This window comes from Mucilaginibacter lappiensis (assembly GCF_900155965.1).
GTDB lineage: Bacteria > Bacteroidota > Bacteroidia > Sphingobacteriales > Sphingobacteriaceae > Mucilaginibacter > Mucilaginibacter lappiensis.
The window spans coordinates 420,563-443,863 of sequence record NZ_FTMG01000001.1 but is presented as its reverse complement, the minus strand read 5'-3'; the positions used below and the strand labels follow the sequence as shown (position 1 = coordinate 443,863).

General features: G+C 44.4%; 15 protein-coding genes. 2 read left to right on the top strand and 13 right to left on the bottom strand.

Features of this window, described 5'->3' with window-relative positions; all coding sequences use genetic code 11:
* Window positions 1–80 precede the first annotated feature (80 nt).
* The 3 genes from treY to glgX are packed head-to-tail and all read right to left on the bottom strand — an operon-like array spanning window position 81 to window position 7,831.
* A complete protein-coding gene (treY, locus tag BW976_RS01850; protein ID WP_076369810.1) occupies window positions 81–3,971 on the bottom strand; it encodes a malto-oligosyltrehalose synthase in 3,891 nt (1,296 codons plus the stop codon).
* Window positions 3,964–5,709: a malto-oligosyltrehalose trehalohydrolase gene (treZ, locus tag BW976_RS01845; protein ID WP_076369808.1), complete on the bottom strand. Its 1,746-nt coding sequence runs from the start codon at window positions 5,707–5,709 to the stop codon at window positions 3,964–3,966. The genes treY and treZ overlap by 8 nt, the downstream gene beginning before the upstream one ends.
* The gene (glgX, locus tag BW976_RS01840; protein WP_076369806.1) at window positions 5,702–7,831 is read right to left on the bottom strand and encodes a glycogen debranching protein GlgX; all 2,130 of its coding nucleotides are present in this window, start codon (window positions 7,829–7,831) and stop codon (window positions 5,702–5,704) included. The genes treZ and glgX overlap by 8 nt, the downstream gene beginning before the upstream one ends.
* A 101-nt stretch (window positions 7,832–7,932) precedes the next feature.
* Between glgX and BW976_RS01835 the strand changes: the two genes are divergently transcribed.
* Window positions 7,933–8,292: a response regulator gene (locus BW976_RS01835; protein ID WP_076369804.1), complete on the top strand. Its 360-nt coding sequence runs from the start codon at window positions 7,933–7,935 to the stop codon at window positions 8,290–8,292.
* Between the two features lie 108 nt (window positions 8,293–8,400).
* Here the strand turns inward: BW976_RS01835 and BW976_RS01830 are convergent, their stop codons facing one another.
* The 10 genes from BW976_RS01830 to BW976_RS01785 all read right to left on the bottom strand — a co-directional run bounded on the left by BW976_RS01830 (window position 8,401) and on the right by BW976_RS01785 (window position 22,696).
* Window positions 8,401–9,657 (bottom strand): TolC family protein, encoded by a 1,257-nt coding sequence (locus BW976_RS01830; protein WP_076369802.1) that lies wholly within the window; start codon window positions 9,655–9,657, stop codon window positions 8,401–8,403.
* A gap of 32 nt (window positions 9,658–9,689) precedes the next feature.
* Entirely contained in the window at window positions 9,690–10,985 is a 1,296-nt protein-coding gene (locus tag BW976_RS01825; protein WP_076369800.1) for an NRAMP family divalent metal transporter, read from the bottom strand.
* A 345-nt stretch (window positions 10,986–11,330) separates the two neighbouring features.
* Window positions 11,331–11,489 (bottom strand): lmo0937 family membrane protein, encoded by a 159-nt coding sequence (locus tag BW976_RS28970; RefSeq protein WP_139332165.1) that lies wholly within the window; start codon window positions 11,487–11,489, stop codon window positions 11,331–11,333.
* A 195-nt stretch (window positions 11,490–11,684) separates the two neighbouring features.
* The gene (ligD, locus tag BW976_RS01820) at window positions 11,685–14,441 is read right to left on the bottom strand and encodes a DNA ligase D (protein WP_076369798.1); all 2,757 of its coding nucleotides are present in this window, start codon (window positions 14,439–14,441) and stop codon (window positions 11,685–11,687) included.
* 547 nt (window positions 14,442–14,988) lie between these two features.
* Entirely contained in the window at window positions 14,989–17,337 is a 2,349-nt protein-coding gene (locus BW976_RS01810; protein WP_084192012.1) for a PAS domain S-box protein, read from the bottom strand.
* A 559-nt stretch (window positions 17,338–17,896) separates the two neighbouring features.
* On the bottom strand, window positions 17,897–18,436 hold the full coding sequence (locus tag BW976_RS01805; protein WP_076369792.1) for a hypothetical protein: 540 nt from the start codon (window positions 18,434–18,436) through the stop codon (window positions 17,897–17,899).
* Window positions 18,433–18,990, bottom strand: a complete 558-nt coding sequence (locus BW976_RS01800) for a DUF1543 domain-containing protein (RefSeq protein ID WP_076369790.1) — start codon at window positions 18,988–18,990, stop codon at window positions 18,433–18,435. Before BW976_RS01800 ends, BW976_RS01805 begins: the two co-directional genes overlap by 4 nt.
* Window position 18,991: 1 nt before the next feature.
* A complete protein-coding gene (locus BW976_RS01795; RefSeq protein ID WP_076369788.1) occupies window positions 18,992–20,692 on the bottom strand; it encodes an FAD/NAD(P)-binding protein in 1,701 nt (566 codons plus the stop codon).
* A 98-nt stretch (window positions 20,693–20,790) separates the two neighbouring features.
* Window positions 20,791–22,236 carry an SDR family oxidoreductase gene (locus BW976_RS01790; RefSeq protein WP_076369786.1) on the bottom strand — a complete coding sequence of 482 codons (1,446 nt, stop codon included), beginning with the start codon at window positions 22,234–22,236 and terminating at the stop codon, window positions 20,791–20,793.
* A 127-nt stretch (window positions 22,237–22,363) separates the two neighbouring features.
* Window positions 22,364–22,696 (bottom strand): hypothetical protein, encoded by a 333-nt coding sequence (locus BW976_RS01785; RefSeq protein ID WP_076369784.1) that lies wholly within the window; start codon window positions 22,694–22,696, stop codon window positions 22,364–22,366.
* 86 nt (window positions 22,697–22,782) lie between these two features.
* On the opposite strand from BW976_RS01785, the gene BW976_RS01780 reads away from it, so the two are divergent.
* On the top strand, window positions 22,783–23,289 hold the full coding sequence (locus BW976_RS01780) for a DUF892 family protein (RefSeq protein WP_076369783.1): 507 nt from the start codon (window positions 22,783–22,785) through the stop codon (window positions 23,287–23,289).
* The last annotated feature ends 12 nt before the right edge of the window (window positions 23,290–23,301 follow it).

The following is a 23,301-nucleotide window of genomic DNA, read 5'->3' as shown; positions in this document are numbered from 1 at the left end:
GTGATATGCTTAATTTTTTTGCCCTTTTTTTAAGAATATAACAATTGCTAATAAGATTGGTTTTAACTTGTAAGAAATTTTTACAAGCGATTGTGTTGTGTTGTAAGTCTTTTTAATTCTCCGACCGGGAATTTTTTCAAGTGTTGTTTTGTTGCCTGCCATAACCAGTTTCCTTCAGTTGCCGCAGGGGTGTTCATTCTTGCGTGCTCGTCCAATCTCAACCAATCCTGCAAGGGTACGATAACCAATTTGGCTACCGATGAGAAAGCCATTCTGATCAACACACTGTTGACGTTGGTCGTATTAACTTTCAGTCCCGTATAATCGTTTAAACAATCGCGCTGCATTTGATCTGCCTCTTTTTGAAACCAACTCTTAAGGGTATTGTTATCGTGTGTACCGGTATATACGATGTCACCTGGCGTATAATTATGGGGGATATGTGGTGAAGCCGGCATGTCTTTTCCAAAAGCAAATTGCAAAACCTTCATTCCGGGTAGTTTGAATTGATCCCGCAATTGATAAACATCTTCGTCGATATCGCCAAGATCCTCGGCTACAAAGGGCAGCGTGCCGATTTGCTGCTGCAATACTTTAAAGAAATCAGCACCAGGGCCGCTGATCCATTTACCATGGATTGCGCTATCCGCTTCGGCGGGTACCGCCCAAAAGGAGCAAAAGGCCCGGAAGTGATCCAGCCGGAGCAGGTCAAAAAGTTGCATATTCTTCCGTATCCGCTGTACCCACCAAAGATAATTTTGGGCTTTCAATTCATTCCAGTCATATACTGGCATACCCCAAAGTTGGCCGTTCGCGTTAAAATAATCCGGAGGTACTCCTGCCATCTGTTCCATCCGCATGTCCTTCTCTAGCCGGAATAATTTAGGATTGGCCCACACATCGACGGAATCATAGCTTAAATAAAACGGCAGATCGCCCAAAACCCGAATGTCAAGGCGGTTACAATATGCTTTCAATTGCTGCCATTGACGCATAAAAATAAATTGCAACCATTTAGCTTTTTCAATAGATTGTTGGTGGTCTTTCCGGAATTTTGTCAATGCTGTTGCATTCCTTAGTTTAAACTCTTCAGGCCACTTGTGCCAGGGAAGGTTGTTGTGGTGTTTCTTGAGCGCGTTATATAAGCCAAAATCATCCAGCCAATGGTCTTCTGTTAAGCAAAAATCCTTAAATGGAGCGCTTAACCATGGACAATCACCATTTCTATAATTTTTCCAGGCCTGGTCGAGCAGCTCATTTTTATTGGCAGAACCGATAGCTGTTAATAACCCGTCCTCCTGCAATAATTCGGGGCTAATAAGCCGGATATTACCACCCATGGCTGACCAGGAGCTATAAGGCGAAAACTTGTTGTCTGCAGCCACAGGATTGATTGGTAAAACTTGCCAATATGTTTGCCCGCTCTGATGTAACAGATCCGCGAATTTCCTTGCACCCGGTCCTACATCACCTGCTCCAAAAGTCGAAGGTAGCGAAGTGATATGCGCTAATACACCTGATCCCCGATCGGTGGCAGGAAGTTCAAACCTGAGCAAGGCCATTGGCAGTTTACTAAAAAGTGATGACAGCGGAATTTCGCCGGATGCTTTTTCTGTAACATTCAACAATACGTTTTCAAATGTGGCTGGGATATTTTCGGGCAGCATGATCCGTGTATCTGCCCAATCAAATAGCTGGTCCTCCTTAAGGGCGGCTATGCCTAACGGAGCTGCAGTAACGAACCACAAGCCACGATACCGCCTGGCGAAAGCAATCACCTGGTTGCTGTGCCGTCCTTCTACTTTCAACGGGATATACTCACCATCCGAAAACACAAGGGGATAATCCTTTCTTTCCTTCAATACAGTTTGCAATAACCGAAGTTTAATACGACCATCAAATTTCGTTTTCCATAATTGCCGGAAATCATCCTGGTCATCAATGTAACTCTCCCGCTGCTTATAATCAACCGGCCTGCGGTTATCGGGGTCTACCAGGCTCAGATCCCAAAGCTCACAGCCCTGGTATATGTCCGGCGTGCCGGGTACCGTTAGCTTTAGCAAAAGTTGTACAAGAGAATTGATCACGCCAAATCCGGCTATTTTTTGATGAAAGGGTTTGAAGCTTTTCCAGAAAGCTCCTTTTTTATTTAATAAGTTTTTGACAAACTGTTTTACATTCGTTTCGTAGGCTATATTTGGCTCTGCCCAGTTCGAACGCTGTTTGGCCTCTCTCAGGGTTTTTTCGAGGTATTGCTCCATTCGTTGGCCATAATCGTCATCTGCCTCACCAGGCATAGGGTAGGTACCAGCTAAGGTTTCATAGATAAAGTATTCGTCATTAGGGTCAATGGAAGTATGATTTATGGTCTGCCACTCCCTGACCATTTTAAACCATTCCTCCGTCAAATCTGTCAATACATTCAGCCTTGCCCGCACATCTTCCCCACGTTTGGTGTCATGGGTAGAGGTTCCGTTCATGGAAAGCGGCCATGCTTTTTCCTGTAATTGCATCTGGTCATGAAACTCTCCTGTGGCGATGCCGAAAGCCGCCGGCGCATCACCAACCTCATTGTGTGCGATAAAGCGGTTATAAGTATACATCAGCGTATCTTCCACACCTTTGGCCATGAGGGGGCCAGAAAATTGCATGCAGCGCTGATAAAAATGCAATGCCTTTTTATTTCCCTTATCCAACCAACCCTGTATAGCCTGTACACCGGATTTCAATTCAGGCCAGTCCATAGAAATAGCTTCAAATATTTGCATAACGGCAGCATGCTCGTCTTTATTCAGCGGAAACTGGTTGCCGTAAAAACGATAAACGGGGCAGCGAACTAAAAATTCCGCAATAATTTCTTTGAATTTTAAATCTCCACTAATTTCAAGCCCGGATTGTAAAAGGCTGACCAGGTTATCCAGTTCGCCACCCATTTGGTTTTTAAGAATAAAAGCCTTCTTCCGTTTGATTTGCTCTGCCACAGATAATTTATTCCCGGCTAGCTCCCGGTAAAAGGAAGTAAAGGCAGACCTGCTTTTTTGATTGGTGAGCAAGTTATTGACGGTGGCTAAAAAATCGTAGCCGGTGTTTCCCTGTACTGGCCATGGCAGCATCACTTCACCGGGTTCCAGTATCTTTTCAACAATGACATAGGTCTCGCTGCCGCAAAGCTGTCGCAATCGTTTCAAATAACCGGTGGGGTCAAAAAGCCCATCTATGTGATCTATTCGTAAGCCGTCAAATATTTTTTCTTTAATCAGCTCATTGATGAACTGGTGGAAATGCGCAAAGACCTCTTCTTTTTGTATGTTCAGGCAAATGAGGCCATTTACCGTGAAAAAGCGCCTGAAATTAATTTGTTGATCGGTTTCCTTCCAGCTGCAAAGACGGTAATACTGCTTATCTGCAATTTGTTTCAATTCGCCGGGGCCCAATTCCAGCTTATCCGGATAAGAATCCGCCCTAAGCGGCCAGTTGTTACCGGCGTAATTAAAAAATAGCTTTTTGCCGGTGCGCTTAATGGTAAGCTCACCGGTTTCGATTATTTTATCCAGGTCACCATCTAAAAATGGCACCATGATCGGGCCTTTGAATAATTCATCGTTCAGGCTCTGGTCGAAATAATGTTTATAAGATGAGTTTGGCCCTTTTTCCAGCACATCCATTAGCCAGTGGTTATCCGGATGAAAAGCCATGTGGTTGGGTACAATATCCTGAATCCAGCCAATGTTTTTCGTCTTCAGCTTTTTGCTGATCTTTCTTAATTGCTGAATGGTACCGATCTCCGGATTGATCTTTAAAGGGTTCAGCCCGTCATAACCATGCGTGCTGTCCGGAACAGCCTCGAAAATAGGAGAGGCATAGATTGTTTTAATATTCAGCTTTTCCAGGTAGGGTATGATTCGCTCCAAATCAGTAAAGGTAAAGCCTTTATGGAACTGGATCCGATAGGTGCTGATTGGGTTATACATGGTTGGTGTAAATAATGATGGACTGAGGCTGGATATAACCCTTTAATGAACCGGGTCCGTTCCAGCGCTGATCCGCTGAATCAAAAAGTTTACTTAGGACTCCGGTTTGATGCCGCTCCCCGGAAAAATTCATCAGGCAGCTGATATTTTGATGTGGGTCCCCGCGCTCCAGCAAGAGGGTTTGGTCGCTTTCATTTATCGTTGTTGTGACGAGTTTACGATTGAGTTGATAAAGGGCGGGAAACTGTTTCCTCAAAGCAATCAGATTTTTGTAATAGTCAATCATCGTGTAATCTATTCTTTGCCAGTCCAGTTTTGATTGCTCAAAAGTTTCCTTTGCTTGTGGGTCAGGGGCCTCGCCATCCTGATGAAAAGCGGCAAATTCTGCCTTACGGCCTTTGCGCACAGCTTTTATAAGGTCCGGATCGCTATGACTCACAAAATAAAGGAACGGTTCCTGCGCCGACCATTCTTCACCCATAAAAAGCATCGGTATAAACGGGCTAACCATAACTGCCGCAGCCATCAATTTCTGCATTTCAAAGCTGAATAGCATACTGCTCCGTTCGCCAAGCATGCGATTACCAACCTGGTCGTGGTTTTGGGAGAAAACGACAAACTGGTTGCCAGGGTTATCTTGAGCAGGAATGCCAAAGGTCTTCAGCCGGTGTGGGGAGTAGATACCGTCATAGACATAAGCGCTATTATAAGATTTGGCAAGATGGACGATGCCATTGAAGTCAGCATAATAACCGTCCTGCCCGCCTCCGGCGGTTACCCGAAGAGCATGATGGAATTCATCTATCCATTGTGCATCCATCCCAAACCCTCCTTTTTTTATAGGATCAATGAACCGGGAATCATTGAGGTCAAATTCGATGATGAGATGATGCCCTTTCGGTGTACGTTCTTTAAGCTCTTGTAAAATATGCTTTGGACTAAGATCCTTAATGGCATGTACCGCATCCAGCCTCAAAGCATCAATATGAAAATCGCGGAACCACATCAGCGCGTTTTCAATAAAGTAATGCCGTACCTCGTCGCACCAGGCATCGTCAAAATTAATGGCGTTTCCCCAGGGTGTATGATATTTATCTGTAAAATATGGACCGTAGCTAGCAAAATAATTGCCCTCCGGCCCCAGGTGATTATAAACTACATCAAGTATTACTGCTATCCCTTTTTGGTGACAGGCATCAACCAGTTCCATCAGTCCTTCGGCCCCCCCATAAGAATTTTGAACCGCATAAGGATAAACGCCGTCATATCCCCAGTTTCTTTCGCCCGGAAATTGTGCAACGGGCATGATCTCAATGGCTGTAATACCAAGCTCCTTTAAATAATCGAGTTTGTCTGCTATTCCGTCGAAGGTCCCTTGGGGCGTAAATGTGCCGGTATGAAGTTCATAAATAATGTAGTCTTCCAGTGGTGGATTGCTCCAATTGCGATCCTTCCATTGATATGGGCCTAAATCCAGCGCTTTTGACGGGCCGTTTACCCCGTCGGGCTGAGATAAAGAGGCGGGATCAGGATAAGGCGTATCATCAAGTAAGAACTGGTAGGTATCACCTGGTTTTATAGCCCGCGTATTAAGCGCCCAATAACCAAAATCAACTTTGTAAAGGCTGAGCTTTTCCGTTTGGTTTATTAGAATTGCCGCATTGTTGCAAGTTGGAGACCACAAAGCAATCAATGCTTCGCCGTTTTCGAACCGAATCCCTGGAATAGGTTTATTCATGGCTGGAAGGCTGTTGTAATAGAACCACCGAGCGGCCCTGTACCGTTACAATTTCGTTATTTTCTACAGGCTGGTCTTTAATATCATCGTCAGCAGTATCCAAAACCTTGCGCCATTTTCTGCCGCGCAATTTAACCGGGACCACATAATCCAGCGGACCATCGTGAGCATTGAATATTAAATAGAAATGATCATCGACAATGGCCTCGCCCTGTGGACCCTCGTGATGCAGGCCGAGGCCATTTAAAAACAGGCCCAAAGATTTGGCAAAATCATGGTTCCAGTTCTCATCTGACATCTCATCGCCCTCCGGCAGGAACCAGGCGATATCTTCGAGATCTTTACCTTTGATCGGCTGCCCCTGGAACCATTTTCGGCGCCGGAAAACAGGATGGTCTTTCCGCAAACTAATCAGCTTTTTGGTAAAGACCAGTAACTCCTGATCCTGCTGCTCCCAGTTCAGCCAGGAAATTTCATTATCCTGGCAGTAAGCATTGTTATTGCCTTGTTGTGTTTTACCAAATTCATCACCTGCGACCAGCATAGGCACTCCTTGAGAGAGAAAAAGGGTGGCCAGCAAGTTCCGCTTTTGTTTCTTCCTTAATGCTATAATATCCGGATCGTCAGTAGGACCCTCAACGCCACAATTCCAGGAGCGGTTATGACTTTCCCCGTCGTTATTATCCTCTCCGTTGGCCTCATTATGTTTCTCGTTATAAGATACCAGGTCTGTTAGTGTAAAGCCGTCATGAGCAGTAATGAAATTGACACTGGCTGTAGGTTTGCGATAATCATCCTGGTAAAGATCCGGACTGCCTGTAAGGCGCTGGGCAAATTCACCCAGCATACTGTCCGCTCCGGTCCAGTAGTCACGGATCGAATCCCGGTATTTGCCGTTCCACTCTGCCCATCCTGGTGGAAACTTGCCTACCTGGTAGCCGCCTTCGCCAATGTCCCAGGGTTCCGCGATCAGCTTAACCTGAGAGATGACCGGGTCCTGGTGAATAATGTCAAAAAATGGACTCAAACGGTTTACTTCATGTAACTCGCGCGCCAGGGTGGCAGCCAGGTCAAAACGGAAACCGTCTACATGCATTTCCGTGATCCAGTAACGCAAGCTGTCCATGATATAGCGCAATACGTTCGGCAACATCGCATTTAAAGTGTTTCCGGTACCTGTGTAGTCCATGTAATACCGTTTGTTATCCTCTGTCAAGCGGTAATAAGATGCGTTGTCAATCCCTTTGAAGGAGAGGGTGGGGCCAAGCTCGTTACCTTCGGCGGTATGATTATAAACGACATCCAGGATGACTTCTATGCCCGCTTTATGCATGGTTTTAACCATCTCCTTAAATTCCCTCACCTGCTCGCCCAATACGCCGCTGCCCGAATATTTTACATCAGGTGCGAAAAAGCCAATGGTATTATAACCCCAGTAATTGGCGAGGCCTTTGTCAAGCAGTCCCCTGTCATTCACAAACTGATGAACCGGCATCAGCTCAATTGCTGTTACGCCGAGTTCCTGCAGGTATTTTATCGTTGCCGGATGTGCCAGCCCGGCGTAGGTCCCTCTCAAATTTTCCGGGATCTCCGGGTTCATCATCGTAAAGCCTCTCACGTGGGTTTCGTAGATGATGGACTGGTGGTAGGGGGTTCTTAGCGGTTGGTCATCTTCCCAATCGAAGTTAGGATCTATGACGACTGATTTTGGAATAAACGGCGCGCTGTCCAGCTCACTGTAACTTAAGTCCTGTCGCTCGCTGCCGATTTCGTAAGCAAAAAGCGCGTCATGCCATTCGATCCGGCCCGCGATTGATTTTGCATAAGGATCTATCAACAGTTTATTGGAGTTGAACCGCTGCCCTTTTTCAGGTTCAAAGGGCCCTGAAACCCGGTAGCCATATAATTGCCCCGGTTGGGCGCCGGGGATGTAAATGTGCCAGACCTGGTGGGTCCGTTCTTTGATCTCTATTTTTTGAGCTTCTTTTTCGTCGTTGATATTGTTGAATAGACACAACTCAACGCCCGTTGCGTTATCTGCAAAAAGAGCGAAGTTTACGCCTGCTCCGTCCCATGTGGCGCCAAGCGGATAAGGTTTACCGGGATAAGTTTCAGTTTTCATACCAACAAAATCAAAAACCGGCGAAAATGTTTTTCTAATTAAATAAATGTTTTAACACAATATTTCCCTAAACAAAAATAACAGGATCAGGTTATTAAAGGATGAAAAAGATATTGGCAGTTTCAACCGATGAGCAGCTTTTAACACAATTGAAGACCGGGCTGGAGACAAATGGTTTTGAGGTTCAGACCATAGCAAATCACGAACACTTATTTACCCGGATCACAGGGATTGATCCATACATTTTAATCATTGATTTCATCATGGAGAATGACAACGCCGCGGCATTATGTCACCGTTTAAAGTCAGATCCGGCATCAAAAGATCTGCATATTATTTTGGTGTCTGAGTTTCCGCAAATGGAGCAGTTCGCCGCGAAGTTCGGCAGTTTCTCCATGGTCAGAAAGCCTGTAGATATCCGGGATATTTTAACATCTATTTCGGATGCAGCGAATGACTAATTAACCTGGAGTTCAATTTTTCCATATCTTAGGGCGCATTGATACCTCCTGTCGTACCGTCCCCCAAAAGTAGCATAGATCCGGATGATTTGCTAGAACAGCTACCTGCTATTTAACGACTGTAGTACCGACCGTATAATTGACATCCGCGATTGCCTTTTGCAAATTAAATTGTTGCTGGAGAATTTTTAACTTGGTGTCTTTATAAGAATCAAAGAAATCTACAAAATCGGTTAATCCGGTTTTCCCACTTTTATAATTGACTAAAAGAGTTTTGAACAAACGATCATACTGTTCGTTGAATTCCAAATGTTTATTGACAAGCAGTGCTTTGCTTAATTGGTATTGCTGCACGGTGGCGATAACGCCATTTTCCAGGCGGAGTTCATTGTCTTTTACTTGGTTTTGCTGGCTTTCAAGGTTATAACGCGCTGACTTGATATTACCTTGATTCCGGTTAAATACGGGCAGCGGCAGACCGATTTGCAGACCCAGGTAATTCGGCGCATAACTATTGATCCGGTCATAGTCAACACCGACCGTTACATTGGGGATCGCCAAAGATTTTTGATAGGCCAGGTTGTCCGCGGCATAATCCACGGTATACTGCGCCGCCTGAAAATCAGCGCGGTTCTGCTGAGCCTTCCTGATCAGCTCAGGAATATTAAATTCCGTTTCCTCAGTCGGGATAACTTTCACCAATGGCAGAATAAAAACAGTGGATTTGGTTCGAAGCAAGCTTTTGAGTTCCGCTTCCAGGTTATTGATCTGGCTGCTGTTATCTACCTGATCGTTTTCCACACTAAAAAGTAATGCCTTCAAACGGATCACATCTTTTTCTTTGGTTTTATCAGTTTTATAAGCGTTCTCAATAGCTTTGACAAGGCTATCACCAGCCGTCATTTCATAACGAAACACCTTGGCTTGTTCGTTTAAGGTGGCCAGCTGCGCAAAGTCCAGCTGTAAATTGTAATGGAGGTTTCGCATCAGGACACGAAATTGCGCCTCCTCCAGGCTTGCCTGATCACGAGCCATTCGAATTTCTTTACCTCGTTTTCCGGCAGTAAGAAAAACCTGGCTCAGTACCGCATAAATTTCACCATTGCCATGGGCATGATTAAAAAAAGTATGTGTGTTATCATATAGGTTTTGATCCGTAGCGAGAGTGGGATTGTCCCAGAGCTTAGCCTGATCGATCAGAGCCCTGACCGCCGCGACATGGAAGCGTTCTGCAATCAGGCCAAGGTTGTTTTCCAGAAACGTTCTCTCCGCTTGCTGAAAAGAAATTTTTAACGTATCAGTTTGTGCGCAAACTATTTGGCTAACCATCAAACATATGACCACAAGGAAGTATTTAATTTTCATAACCGAAGCTTAATAGATGATGAAATCTCACATTATAAAGTAAAGAAAAGCGCGACCGAAGCAGCACCCATCACTATAAAAGTAATCCATAACAGCGCCTTGGATAGCCAACCGCTCTTATATTCTCCCATAATCTTTTCACTGGCGGTAATTTTAACGATCAGAAATAACAACGGAACAGCCGCAACTCCATTGAGTACCGCAGTAAAAACTAAGGCTTTTACCGGATTGATCCCAACGAAATTGATGATCAGCCCGATTACGGTGGCAATGGTAATTACGCCATAAAACCCATGTGCTCTTTTTAACTTAAGATTAAGACTGGCATTCCAGTTTGCCGCCTCAGAAACTGCGTAAGCAGCTGATCCTGATAATACAGGCACAGCCAGGAGACCGAGGCCGATAATACCAACCGAAAAGATCAGTTTAGCCAAATAGCCCGCGTTGGGAAAAGAATGCACTAAAGGTTCCAATGCCTTAGCGGCGTCAGCAGCCGTTTTAAGATCTTTTATGCCGCTATTATGTAATACGGTAGCGCCCACTAAAAGAATGCACCATGTGGTAAATTCGGAAATAATCATGCCTGCGGTATTGTCTTTCCGCATTCTGTGGATATGACTCCAGCTAATAGCTGGCTTCCCTTTTCTGAGCAGTCCCTTTTCCCTTTCTTCCTCTACTTCCTGCGAAGCCTCCCAAAAAAACATATAAGGGGTAATTGTTGTGCCGAATACGCCGGTAATGATGAATAAAAAAGCGAAGTTAAATTCAAAATGCGGCGTTACCGTAGCTTTCAGTACGGTTGGCCAGTCCTGGTGAATAATAAAAACGGTAATCGGATAGGATAGCAGTGTCAGCGCAAGCCACTTGAGGATCCGGGAATATACCTTATAATTGGTAAATATTTCCAGTAACAGGATAAGTGCCGTGAATGATAGTGTCAGTACCGTAAATGGTATGGGAATTAATAATTGGGCGGCTGAAGCCATAGCGCCAATGTCTGCTCCAATGTTAATCGTGTTGGCGATAACGACCAGCCCGACCACGCCATACAGTACAGTGCGGTTATAGTTGTCCTTTACCACTGCCGCGATACCTTTTCCGGTCACGAGCCCAATACGGGCACAGGCTTCCTGTACCGCCGTCATAAAAGGCAGCATATATAGCGCCGTCCACAGTTGTCCATAGCCAAACTGTGCACCTGTTTGCGAATAGGTAGCAATGCCGAACGGGTCGTCATCGGCTGCTCCGGTAGTCAGGCCAGGGCCCAATACCGTTAACCATTTCCAAATACTTTTTTTTCCCGGGTTAGTATTGGTGTTCTTCTTCATTTAATTGATTTCATTATCGGTAGGCGGGGAAGCGGGATAAACAGTGGTTTCTGATCGGCAAAGTAGCAGGTTGATTCACAACAACAATCGGGACTTAAAGGTTTTACATCATGTGTAAATAAAGCGCTATTTAAAGTTTTCTCTGATAAACAATAGTCCGTCTACCAATCACAGAATCCAGACAGCCACAGGCCGGGGATTTTGACTTATGTAGTTGTTTATCGTGTATATATACTTTATACCCGCTAATTTCAACCCAGACTGGTCATGAGTTGCTTTTTTAAGATAAAGCCCGGCTAGTTTAAACAAGCCGGGCTGCACAATACCTCAGGGATATGTTTATTTTTATACAACCGAAGTATCTTTTCGCAGGATACCCAGTAATAAAGAAATTACGGCAATCACTAGTAAAATGTGAATTAAACCTCCTGCCGCGTAAGCGAATGTTCCGATAGCCCATCCTATAACCAGGATAACAGCTATGATATACAATATCGATCTCATAATTTTTCTTTTAGTGTAAATGATAATTCAGGTATGCAAACTCAATACCATTCTGAAATAGCCGTTAAATTCCGTTTTTATTTATTCCAATTGTACAAAAAATAGCTATAGGGTATAATTTACAGGACAATAAAAAAAAGTTCTTTTGCACCTGTAACGAAAAATGCGGGCCGATTCCTGATATGTTGTTTCTGTCTATTTAAAAATACGGTGTGCTTTTTTGATCGTCTTTTCCAGGTCGATTCCTTTACCTAAAACCCCTTTAAAAAGATCTCCGGTTTCTTTCAACCGGTCCATAGCATTATGAATGTTAAAATGCTGGATAGTCAGTCCCGGTTTGACTTCATCCCAGTTGAGCGGCATGGAAACCGTTGCTCCGGGTTTAGGGCGCAAAGAGTAGGGGCCGGCAATAGTAGCACCCGGTCTGTTCTGTAAAAAATCCAGGTACATTTTACCCTCACGCGCGGCGATACTGCGTTCCAAACTGGTGAAATCCGGGACCTGTTGATGTACCAGTTTGACGATCATGTTGGCGAACATTTGTGATTGGTGATAGGTATACTTCGCTTCCAATGGTATATAAATATGCATGCCTGTAGATCCGGAAGTTTTTGGATAACAGGGAACATCTACAGCATCCAGAATTTTTTTTACTTCCAGGGCTGCTTGTACAACCTGGTCGTACGTATGCTTATCCGGGTCAAGATCAATGACACAATAGTCCGGATTGTCGGGCGATTGAACCCGGCTAAACCAGGGATTGATCTCTATACAGCCTAAGGAGTTCATCCAAAGTAAACTGGCTTCGTCCGTGCCAACCAAATAATTGGTTTCTTTTCCATCATCCGTAGTATGCGCAAAGGTTTTGGCCCAGTCCGGTGCCTTGTCGGTAACATTCTTCTGGTAAAAACTTTGTCCGTGTATTCCACCCGGAAAACGATTGAGGGACATTGGCCTGTCTTTCAGATAAGGTATCATCAATTCGCCGACCCTGTAATAATAATTCAACATTTGCCCTTTGGTGATCTTATCTTCTGGCCAGTAAAGCTTGGTTACATGATTAAACTTCAGCTGATGTCCACAAACGGTTTTGACCTGGGTATCTTCTGTTGGGTTAAGCAGGGTTTTCCGGTCGGTATTTTTAATCGGTGCTAATGCCAGGCCGGGCTTTTGACTTTTAGTATCCGTTTTTCTCGTGGACTTCTGTCGCTGATTTTTATCCGCCTCTGCCACCGTTTCTTCTGTATCCAATGGTGTTTCTAAAACTATGTCTTTAGCTTTTTTGTCGCTACGCATTCCCTTAAATGAAGCTTGCCGGAACACTCCGTCACCGGTCACTTCTGCAAAATTTACTTCACATATCAGTTCAGGCTTTAGCCAGGTTGGTTTAGCACCCATTCTTTTTGGACGAAAACGGGATGGCTTATCGACGTCCACTTCATGATCAAAAGGACTCTTATCCGTGATCAGGGGTTTGAATTGCGTCATCATTTCTTTTTGCATTTTATCGGAAAAGCCCGTTCCTACCTTGCCTGCAAACTGTAAAACATGGTTTTTATAAATTCCCAGTATTAACGCGCTGAAAGATTTACTGGTACCTTCATTTTTAGTAAAGCCCGCGATCACGACTTCCTGCCTGCGTTGTACTTTTATTTTTAGCCATTCCTTGCTGCGCAGGTCCGAAGTATATGTGCTGTCTGCTTTTTTGGCAATGATTCCTTCCAGTCCCATGCGTTCTGCAGCAGCAAAGAATTCGATGCCACTGGCTTCAAACACACTGCTCTGGCGGATATGGTCATTGTCTGTAGGCAGAATATCCCGCAAAACGGCTTGCCGTTCCCTGAGCGGCAAATTCATCAGGTTCTTACCTTCATACCACAGGACATCAAAGATGTAATAAACCAGGTTTCCATCCGCTTCGCTGCGCCAATTTTGCATGGCGCCAAAGTCGGATATGCCCTTATCGTTCAATACCAGTAATTCACCGTCGAGCACAGCGCTCATATCCCAACTCTTTAACGCCTCGTTAATAGGATAGTACTTATCAAAAGGCAGGTTGTTGCGGGAGATCAGTTGCGCGCTTTCTTTTTTATCCAGTATGGCGATGGCCCGGTAACCATCCCATTTTACTTCGTATAACCAGCCAGGGTCGTCAAATGGTTCATCTACCAAAGTCGCCTTCATGGGTTTGATCCCAGCCGGTACCTTGGATTTAGCGGCGGTCTTCAATATAGCAGCGACATTCAATGTTTTCGTTTCAGCACTTTCAACTTGATTGTTTAACTTTTCACCGGTTTCTTCTACTGCCTTTTTGATTGGTTTTTGTGATTTTTTTTCAAGATTCTCTTCGTGCCCGTGTTGCCAAACTTTTTCGCTCGTGCTGGCCATCGTTTCGATGGTTTTCCCGGACAATACAGATTTATCTTGTTTAGTAACATCTTTACTGCTGGCGAACTCATCATCATGTTTGATCATCAACCAGGCATTTTCTCCCATCCCATGCGTTTTAACCATGGCGAACTCACCATTTAGCTTTTCGCCATGTAACCTGATCTTTAACTGACCGGAGGCTAATTGCTTCAACAGGTGTTTTTCCTGTGCCTTCTTTCCTTTGATCTTTTCAATAGGTTCATAAGTGCCTTCATCCCAAACAATGACGGTGCCGCCGCCATATTCGCCCTTAGGGATAATTCCCTCAAAATTGAGATAATCAAGTGGGTGGTCTTCCACCATCATGGCCAGGTGTTTTACTTTAGGATCAAGCATCGGACCTTTAGGTACAGCCCAGCTTTTCAATACGTCATCCATCTCCAGCCGGAAATCATAATGCAGCCTGCTGGCATCGTGCTTTTGAACAACAAAGATCAGATGATCCTTATCTCTGCTTTTTCCGGCTTTGGGTTCTGCTGTTTTTGTGAAATCTCTCTTTTTGACATACTCTTTCAGACTCATAACGCTATTTTTTTATTGGGTAGGTTCTACATCTTCGCTTATATTCCTTACTATGATACCTGCTGACGGACACCTGTTTAATCCATGTCATCATACGGGCAAATGCTTCCGCTGAGAAACAGGTTCATCTAGTGCTCTGTTTGATTGGCCAGTGAATGAAATTCATCAACTGCCTCCATATACAGATCACATTCATAATGATCAAGGTAACCCTTCGCACCCTTCAAGTTGTTATACATAAGTAAGGTGTTTTGCTTTGTCAATTGCAATTCCAAAACAAGTTGGTGGTTAAACTCCAAGTAGGTCATTATAAGTGACGTAAAATGTTGGCGCTAAACTTAGGCGAATAGGGTACCGCAAGGATCGGCTCTAAACTGCTGCTACATTTTTAACTTAACATTGATTAAATTGTTTGGACTGATAGCGATAATTTGTAGCGCCGTTAGCGCTGTTAAAACGATTTGATTTTAGCTCACAGGTGTCGCGCGGATCCTTACCGTTGTCTTGAACGATTTAAAATTAACAGAAGGGATACAGTTCCGGAGGTTTATCCAAGCGGTAAAGTAAAGAAAAAGGTACTGCCTTTGCCGCTTTCACTTTCCGCCCAGATCTTTCCATCATGCCGCCGGATAATTTCGGCGCTCAGGTATAAACCGATGCCAAAGCCGGAAATATGCTGAGTGTGGTTGCTGTTGACGCGGTAATAACGCTCAAACAGTTTAACAAGGTCGTCTGATTTGATCCCCATTCCTTCGTCCTCAACACTAACCAGAACGGTGCTGCCTGTTATACCGCATTTGATCGTGACCTGTTTACCCTTAGGTGAATATTTGACGGCATTGCTCAATAGGTTGGATATAACCGAGTCGATCTTTTCCCGGTCAGCATCAACAATTTTAGATGCACCAGGCTCAAAATAAAAAGTATGGCTGGAAACTGTCAGCGTTGCTTCGTCAATCACCTCACTGATCAGTTCTTCCAGGTTGAATTGTTGTTTTTCGATCTGGATCTGGCCGGATTCCAGCCGGGCAATATTTAAAAAGCCATTGATCATACCGGTCATTTTTTTGACTTGAACATTGGCTTTTCCCAACGCAGAGGGGACAAATGGATCTATATGGGTTTTGAGCCGCTGGTTCAGCACCTGTATCAGGGCGGTCAGCGAGGTCAGCGGCGTCTTGAGTTCATGACTTACCATGCCGATAAAATCATTTTTCCGGATTTCGTCTTTTTTTCTTTCAGAAATATCGCGGGCTATTTTTGAAACGCCTGTTATATTTCCGGTGATGTCCCTGATAGGGGAGATCGTCAGTGATAAATCCATCAGTTTGCCATCTATGGTCAGTCTTTTCGTTTCAAAATGCTCCACACTTTGGCCGTTTTTTATTCTTGCAATGATTTCAGGTTCTTCGTCATGCCGGTCTTCAGGGATCAGTTTGAGGATCGACTGGCCGATCATTTCCGCTTCCTTATAGCCGAACATGCGCTCCGCACCGTGATTCCAGCTGGTAATGATCCCATCCAGCGTTTTGCTGATAATAGCGTCATCAGAGGACTCTACAATAGCCGCCAGTTTGGCGCTTCTTTCTTCGGCCTTTTTGAGATCAGTGATGTCAAGGGCGATAATCAGGCCGGCATAAACGTTTGCTGACTCATTCCGCAACGGCACAAAATCCACCTGGTAGTCCGCATCGCCATCGCCTTTGCGACCAATCCGGAACTGCTCTCCCGCCAGCATCCGTTCATACAATCCACGGTTGGCCGCGTATCGCTCGGGTGAGGTAACTTCCGCCAGATGCTTACCCTCATGTGCTTCGCCCTTATAATGGAGCTCGTCAAGCAGGTCTCCTTCCAACATCAATACGTTATGGTCCGGCCCGACCACCATGATCAATGAGCCGGGAATATTATGCGCAATGGCGCGGAACAGCTCTTCACTCTTTTCCATTTGATCCCGCGCACGCTCCAATTCTTCATTGGTGGCCCGGTATTCTTCATTGGCAGCGGCGAGCTCTTCATTGATCGCCGTCAATTCCTCGTTAAGGGCCTGGCTTTCCTCTTCGCTTTCCTGCAACGCCTTGGTTCTTATTGCTACTTTTTCTTCCAGCGAGCGGTTCAGTGTATTTATTTCTTCCTGCGCCTCTACTAATTCTTCGTTGATGGCGGTGAGCTCCTCGTTCGATGCCGTGATTTCCTCGTTTGCTGCGGTGAGCTCTTCGTTGAATGCGGCTGTTTCCTGTTCTTTTAGGAAGAGTTCAGCCTGTAGCCGGTCTTTTTCTTTGATGTCGCGGGTCACCTTAATATACGATAGAACCGAGATCAGTAAACCCAGCAGGATCGCCAGAACGATAAATAAAGGGGTCTGCAAAGTATAGCGGTTTAACTGCGCTATCCGGTGATCCAGTAAAACCTGTTCGTCGTTTTCTGCTTTGTTGATAGCCAGGCGTAACGCATCCATCGCCGCTTTACCGGCATCCAGATCATTAGCGGTGATAGCCTTATCCTGCTGCCGCATTTCAATAAGCGATTGCAGAATGGTCATGCGTTGCAGCAGGATCCCGTGGATCGCTGCCATATTCCTTTGCTGACCTGGATTATCCTTCGTTAAGACTGCTACCTGATTGACAAGGCCATTGGCTTCCTGGTATGCGCCGTTATAAGGTTCGAGGAACTGCCTGCGGTTGGTGAGTAAATAGCCACGCTGACCCGTTTCTGCATCCTTCATCACCGATATCGTTTTTTCGAGCTTCTGTATGATCAGGTTGCTATGTTCCACCGCGTGATTGCTATCCAGCAATTGATGGACAGTCCGGTAGGAAATAAAGCCAACAATAACGAGCATCAGGATAGAGATCCCATAGCCGATCTGGAGATTTCGATTAAAGTTGAGGCGCATTAGGACGGGAGGCTGAAAATTTACAGCTAAAATAAAAAAATCCTTTCCTTAATAGCAAAAAACGCATAAAAATGACCTACTAATTAAACTAATTAATTACTTATAAACTAACGTTGATTTAAGCACCTGTCGACCGCCTGCTTATTTATCAAATCTGATCGAATTATTCCCGGATATCCGCATTCTTTTCCATTGCCTGAGGCCCGAGCTTTCCGCTGTATCTGCTCCGCAGGATGCCGCTGCTATCCCATAACGGGGTTCAGCGGCATTTTTTATTTAATCTTTTTTATTTCCAGGCGAAACGGGTAAAAAGATGTCAGCAGACGCGCGGTATACCGGCAACTGGGTGAGGGAAGGACAGAACGGTAAACACGCCAAATACTAGCTGGTTAATCTACGTTGAAATATAAGAAAGGTGTTATCTGCATTATGATGACAATTTCACTGATTCCGCAATTTGGGGAATCAGTGGACCTATATTTTCTGATCATAATCCGGGCTATGGGATGAACTGCGTATGCAACAAGGCTTTGAGCTGAATAAAAGAATTAAAACCAGATTAGGTTATTAATGCCTTATCAATAACAGCCAATACTCTTTGACGCAATCCCGAATCCCCGGTTACCATTTGTCCGATCAGAGCCCGCTTCCTTTTAAGGTATTTTTCTGCGTGTTTTTGATCATATTGTAACATCCAGCCGATATTATAGATCAGGTCAGCATATTCAATCGTTTGGGCGCCAGGACTGACAGTAGCCCGGCGGGTGGCTTCTTTCTCCTTCCGTTCGATTTTACTTAAATCCGGGTAAGTGGATGCTGTGTAAACATCGGTCAGTTCGACAACACGGCTTGTGATATAACTGGCTGTCATATCCTCGTAGCCAAAGTGAACCAGGTTTTCCAGCAATTCTTCTGCATCCGTACCCGTATCCTCTAAAAGATCGTGGCAAAGACCGATCTCATAACCCATCGGGGTTGCAGACTTTGCCATTTCAGCCACAGCGAGCAGGTGATTAAAATAAGGTTCCCCACTGCGTTTTATAAGCTGCCCCGTGTGTTTTAATTTCACCCAGTTGGTTAATAGCTCAACTGGTGTCATTTGATCTTATCCAGTTTAAAATAGCCCAGGTGAATTTCGTCCCCGGAAAGTTCTGTATCGTCACTGATGACTATACGGTATTTTTCTTTGAATACGGGCAGTAGCAAATCCTCTATCTGGTAGATATTGTCCACATCCACGCCATACTTTTCATCGATATGGGAAGTAGCAATACCTTTTAAGGAATTGGTTTTAAAAAAAACACTCGTCTTAGCGGCCTGGATAGCCTTTGTACGGTTTTCCTGAACGGTCAATAGGGTATAATGCTGTTCTTCAAGCTTGCCGCTGGTATAACCACCGAGATTTAAAAAAAATAGTTTCTTTAGCGCGATCGGGGCTTCGTCACTTTGCAACTCAACCCTTATGGAACTATTATCTACTTTAGTTACTTCCCGCCATCCATCTATGTGCAAGCTGTTACCAGCTTCGGGCCAGAATGTTTTAACCGCAGGCACAAGCTCTGCCAGGTGATCAGCAATACCGAAAAAATAATCATGTTGCTCTATATTTCGCCCGGGTGCTTCCGCCCCCAGTAATAATAAATACAGTTTCATACTATAATTTTTTAATAATGATAGCGGAGGCTTCCTCACTGAAATCGAGGCCAGAATAATCTGGGTTGTAACCACCGATATAAGGTACCGCCATGATATAGATGCGGTCATTGAAAGCACCGTAGGTATCTACCACTTGGAAATGATCATTGATCGTGATGCCAGGTACTTTTAAATAATAATCACCGTTTTGGTCCTGTGATACCTCTTTTCCTTCATCCAATGCCTTACGTCCCTCCGCCGCTGAGCTGAATTTCAGACGCGCCGGGCTGACGGTCTTGTTATGGAGCAGGCTTTTAAACGGAAGGTCTTCAAACGCTAAGTGCGGCTGGCCAACACAATCAATATACGTATTGAAGTAAACCGTTTGTTCCTGACCGGTTTCGTCGGTGTAATGATAGATCGCACCACCTTCAGTTGCGGCCTCTACTTCACTGTCGTCCCCAACCGGAATAAGGCTTAACACACCGGCCTGGTGAAGAGCCAGTAATTCTTCGCTTGAACTTTGCGGGATATAAGCGATCACAATGGAGATCAGCGGGATAAGGGATTTCTGCAGTCGCTGCATATCTTCTGCTGACAAATGTTTTGCCGGATAGTTTAAAGCAAAGCTCAGCACCCCCAGCATTTCTTTCCAGTAAACCGATTCTTTTCGTTTGATTGATTTTTCGGCCTCTTCATATTCCGCCTTAAGCAATTGAAACGGGTCAAGGCGTTCGCGCAGTTCCATCATTTTAGCTACGAATTCTTCCAGGCGCATGTCTTTGATCTGTTCATAGAATGCGGGTTCTTTATCACGAATGGGTTCCTTAAAGTCTTTTTCAAATACATAGTCCAAAGAAAGAAAACCATTATTGTTTTTGATATGTACAGCAACCTCTTCCTTGCTAAGCAGGGAATCACTGGTTAAATGGGAATCCTCCAGATGGAATCTTACCGCCGGCAGCATCCCGTTACGGGTATGCAGGACTAATTTAAAGTCCGGGTTATCTTCCAGGGTCTGGTAGGATAAACGGCCGTTTTGGTCTTTTAAAAAAGTTCCGTTATACCGGGATAGTGTCCTGATCGCGTCAACCGCGGTCAGGGAGGAACCTTTAATAGCAACCGGATGGTCCAGTTTCAGCGCCAGCTTAACAGGTGGATAAGGAGAGTCAAAATAATTGGGTACCACGCCTTCATGTTTAACCGGCCAGTTATGGCCCGTACAAATAATCACCTGGTCAAATTCAATTTGATCCTTGCCATTTATTTCTACTAAAACATGTTCCTGTTGAGGCTGATCGATAATATCAGTTACCGGGCTGTTATAACGTATCTCGAATTCAATGCCCGTTTCCTTTGCTTGTTTTTGCAGCAGGTTGAACTGAGCCGTCAGGTATTGACCAAACAACAACCTGGGCAATACTTTATATTCGTTGAAACGTTCAGCATCAATATGAAATTTATCGAGGGTGTCTTTTGGTGCATTTTTTATCCAATCGGCCAAGGGGGTAACCAGTAAGGGGATTTCGTTACCAGATACATTCGTGATATGCTCGTCATTAGCGCCTTCGGCACTATACGGCATACCGGCACCTAACCGGTTTTTTTGTTCAAAAATGATGATGCTGACATCCGTTCTTTTGGAGTCCACCAATCTTTTAAACATGAACAGGCCGCTCGGCCCCCCGCCGAGAATGGCAATACGTTTATGATTCTGCAATTTATTTCCTGTCTATTTGAAGTGCTTAAGACTAACACGCTTCGGATATAAATGTTTGGGAAACTGGTTTAATCGCACTGTATTTTGGAGTATTAAAATCAACCATTTTTCTTTATAGCTTTGATTTCAGCAATTTTGTGAAGCATCCCCTTAAAGATGAAAAAATGAAAGGGCAACATAGCGTACCAGTACAAACGTCCGCCCAGGCCCAGCGGCCGGAAAGTTGCTGTTTGCTGTATACAATTATCTTGGTCGATACAAAATTCCAGCCAGGCTTCGCCGGGGAGTTTCATTTCGGCGTACAGCAATAAACGCTTTTCTTCTTTACTGGCATAGATCACCCGCCAGAAATCCAGGGTATCTCCGGGATACACTTCGGAGGCATTTTTGCGGCCGCGACGCAAGCCCACACCGCCAAAGAGCCGGTCAAAAAAGCCCCGGAAGCCCCAAAGCCAGTTCGCATAATACCAGCCATTCCTTCCGCCGATGGCGAAGATTTTCTCTAAAGCAAGGTGCGGATCTTTCGCTTCAACTGACTGTGTATTTTTAAAAACCCCAAACCTGGGTATCTCAATATGCTGCGCCAGACCTTTATCAAAAATGCTTGTGTTCATCGCATCACTCCACGTAGAAAGAACCATATTCTGCTCGATCTTGTCAAATGCTATTTTAATGGCTTCTTTATAAGGAATAAGCTCAATATGTAAGCTTTTCGGCAGATCGTTCTTTTCACCCACTACATCAACTTTCATACTTTCTACCAGGTTTTTGGCAAGCGGATAGGATGTTGAGGTCACGAAATAAAGCCAGTAAGAAGATAATTTAGGTGACATGACAGGTATGGTCCAGATCCGGCGTTTCAATTTCCTGACCTGTGCAAATTCCATCAGCATCTGCTTATAGGTTAATGTCTCAGGCCCGTAAATATCAAAGTGCTTGCTATAGGTGTTTTTTTTATGCAATACACCTGTAAGGAACTGGATGACGTTAAGGATCGCGATCGGCTGGCATTTTGTTTTCAACCATTTCGGAGCGATCATGACTGGTAATTTCTCCACCAGATCACGAATGATTTCAAAAGAGGAGCTGCCGGAACCGACAATAATACCTGCACGCAGCGCGGTCAAAGGGACAACACTTTTGCGCAACTCATCTTCCACCACCTTTCTTGATGCCAAGTGCTTGGATAACCGCTGTTCATTAGTGATTCCGCCCAAAAATATAACTTGTTCTGCCTGGGTAGTATCGATGTAGGCAACGAAATTCTCCGCGGATATTTTTTCTTCCCTGCTAAAATCACCTCCGCTCATACTCATTGAATGCACCAGGTAATAGGCGACGGAAATATCCTTGGGAAGATCCGCCAGGGTCTTTGGTTTCATCAGGTCAGCCTCCACCAGTGTTACTTGTTCAGGCTTATACTTTTTAATATCCAGCCGGTGCTTGTCCCGGACTACGCAAATCACTTCGTGGCCTTTTTCCAAAAGCACCTGTAACAATCTGCGTCCAATATAACCGGTGGCGCCGGTAAGCAATATTTTCATAAAGGAAGAACGGTTTTATTAGTATTACAGGTAATAGTGCAAACTGCCATATTTCTGGCAATAGCTAACATCCAGGAGAAAAGTCTTTGTTTATCAGGTTCGTAAAGATAAAATGAGTTTCAAATTTTCACAAAAGCTTGTACAAGAATATCCTCTGCCGGTTTTTTTTAGAAATAATACGAATGATTGATAAAAACAGGGCCGCAGAATACCTGTCATATAAAGCCTCTGCGCCTGCCTGACCTGCTAACCGAACCAACTGTACTATTTCAGTGTCACTCAGTTTTGACCCTCTACCTTTCATAATATCCTGCCCATGCTTCAATATGTCTAAAATGGTGCCAGAAACAGTATTATTCACATCATACTCTTTATAAGAGTGATGTTTAAATGGCTTTTTAATCAATATATTACGAATATTTCCATTTGCTGATGTGCCAAGCCTGCCCGCAAATTCCATTAATCGAAAATAAAGCACTACCTTTCCGCTAATACTATTAATTATTATATCCACTCCCAATAACTTCCAGCTACCTACTCACTAACATGAAATCACAGGCAAATCAATCGCTTAGTAGCATTAAGCTGCGCACTGTTTTTATTAAGCAGCTTAGTATCCTTTACAATGCAAAGGTTAGTCTAACCGACCGTCTGCCGCAATTAGTCAACCAGGCCACCTTTAATAATCTTAAAATGGCATTAGAAGAGGATCTTGATGACACTAAAAGGCAAATGATCGCCTTAAAAACGATCTTTAAGTTAATGCAGGAATCCTGGCTAACCCATGATTGTTTAGGCATGAACGCTGTTATCGAGGAAGCACACAATCAGGTGATATTTAACGATGACAAACATTTTGAAAGTGATATGTCCATCCTGTTTTATATGGCAGTGATAGAAAACTTACAGGTCGGTGCCAGCCAGATGCTGAATATGATGGCGTTAAAACTTGTCTATCAGCCTTACGCTCAACTTGTCCGTGAATGCCTGGACATAGTCAAAGACAATGCTAGCCTTTTCCATTTTGTTGCAGAAGAATATTTACAGAGTTAATAAAGGCCCGGG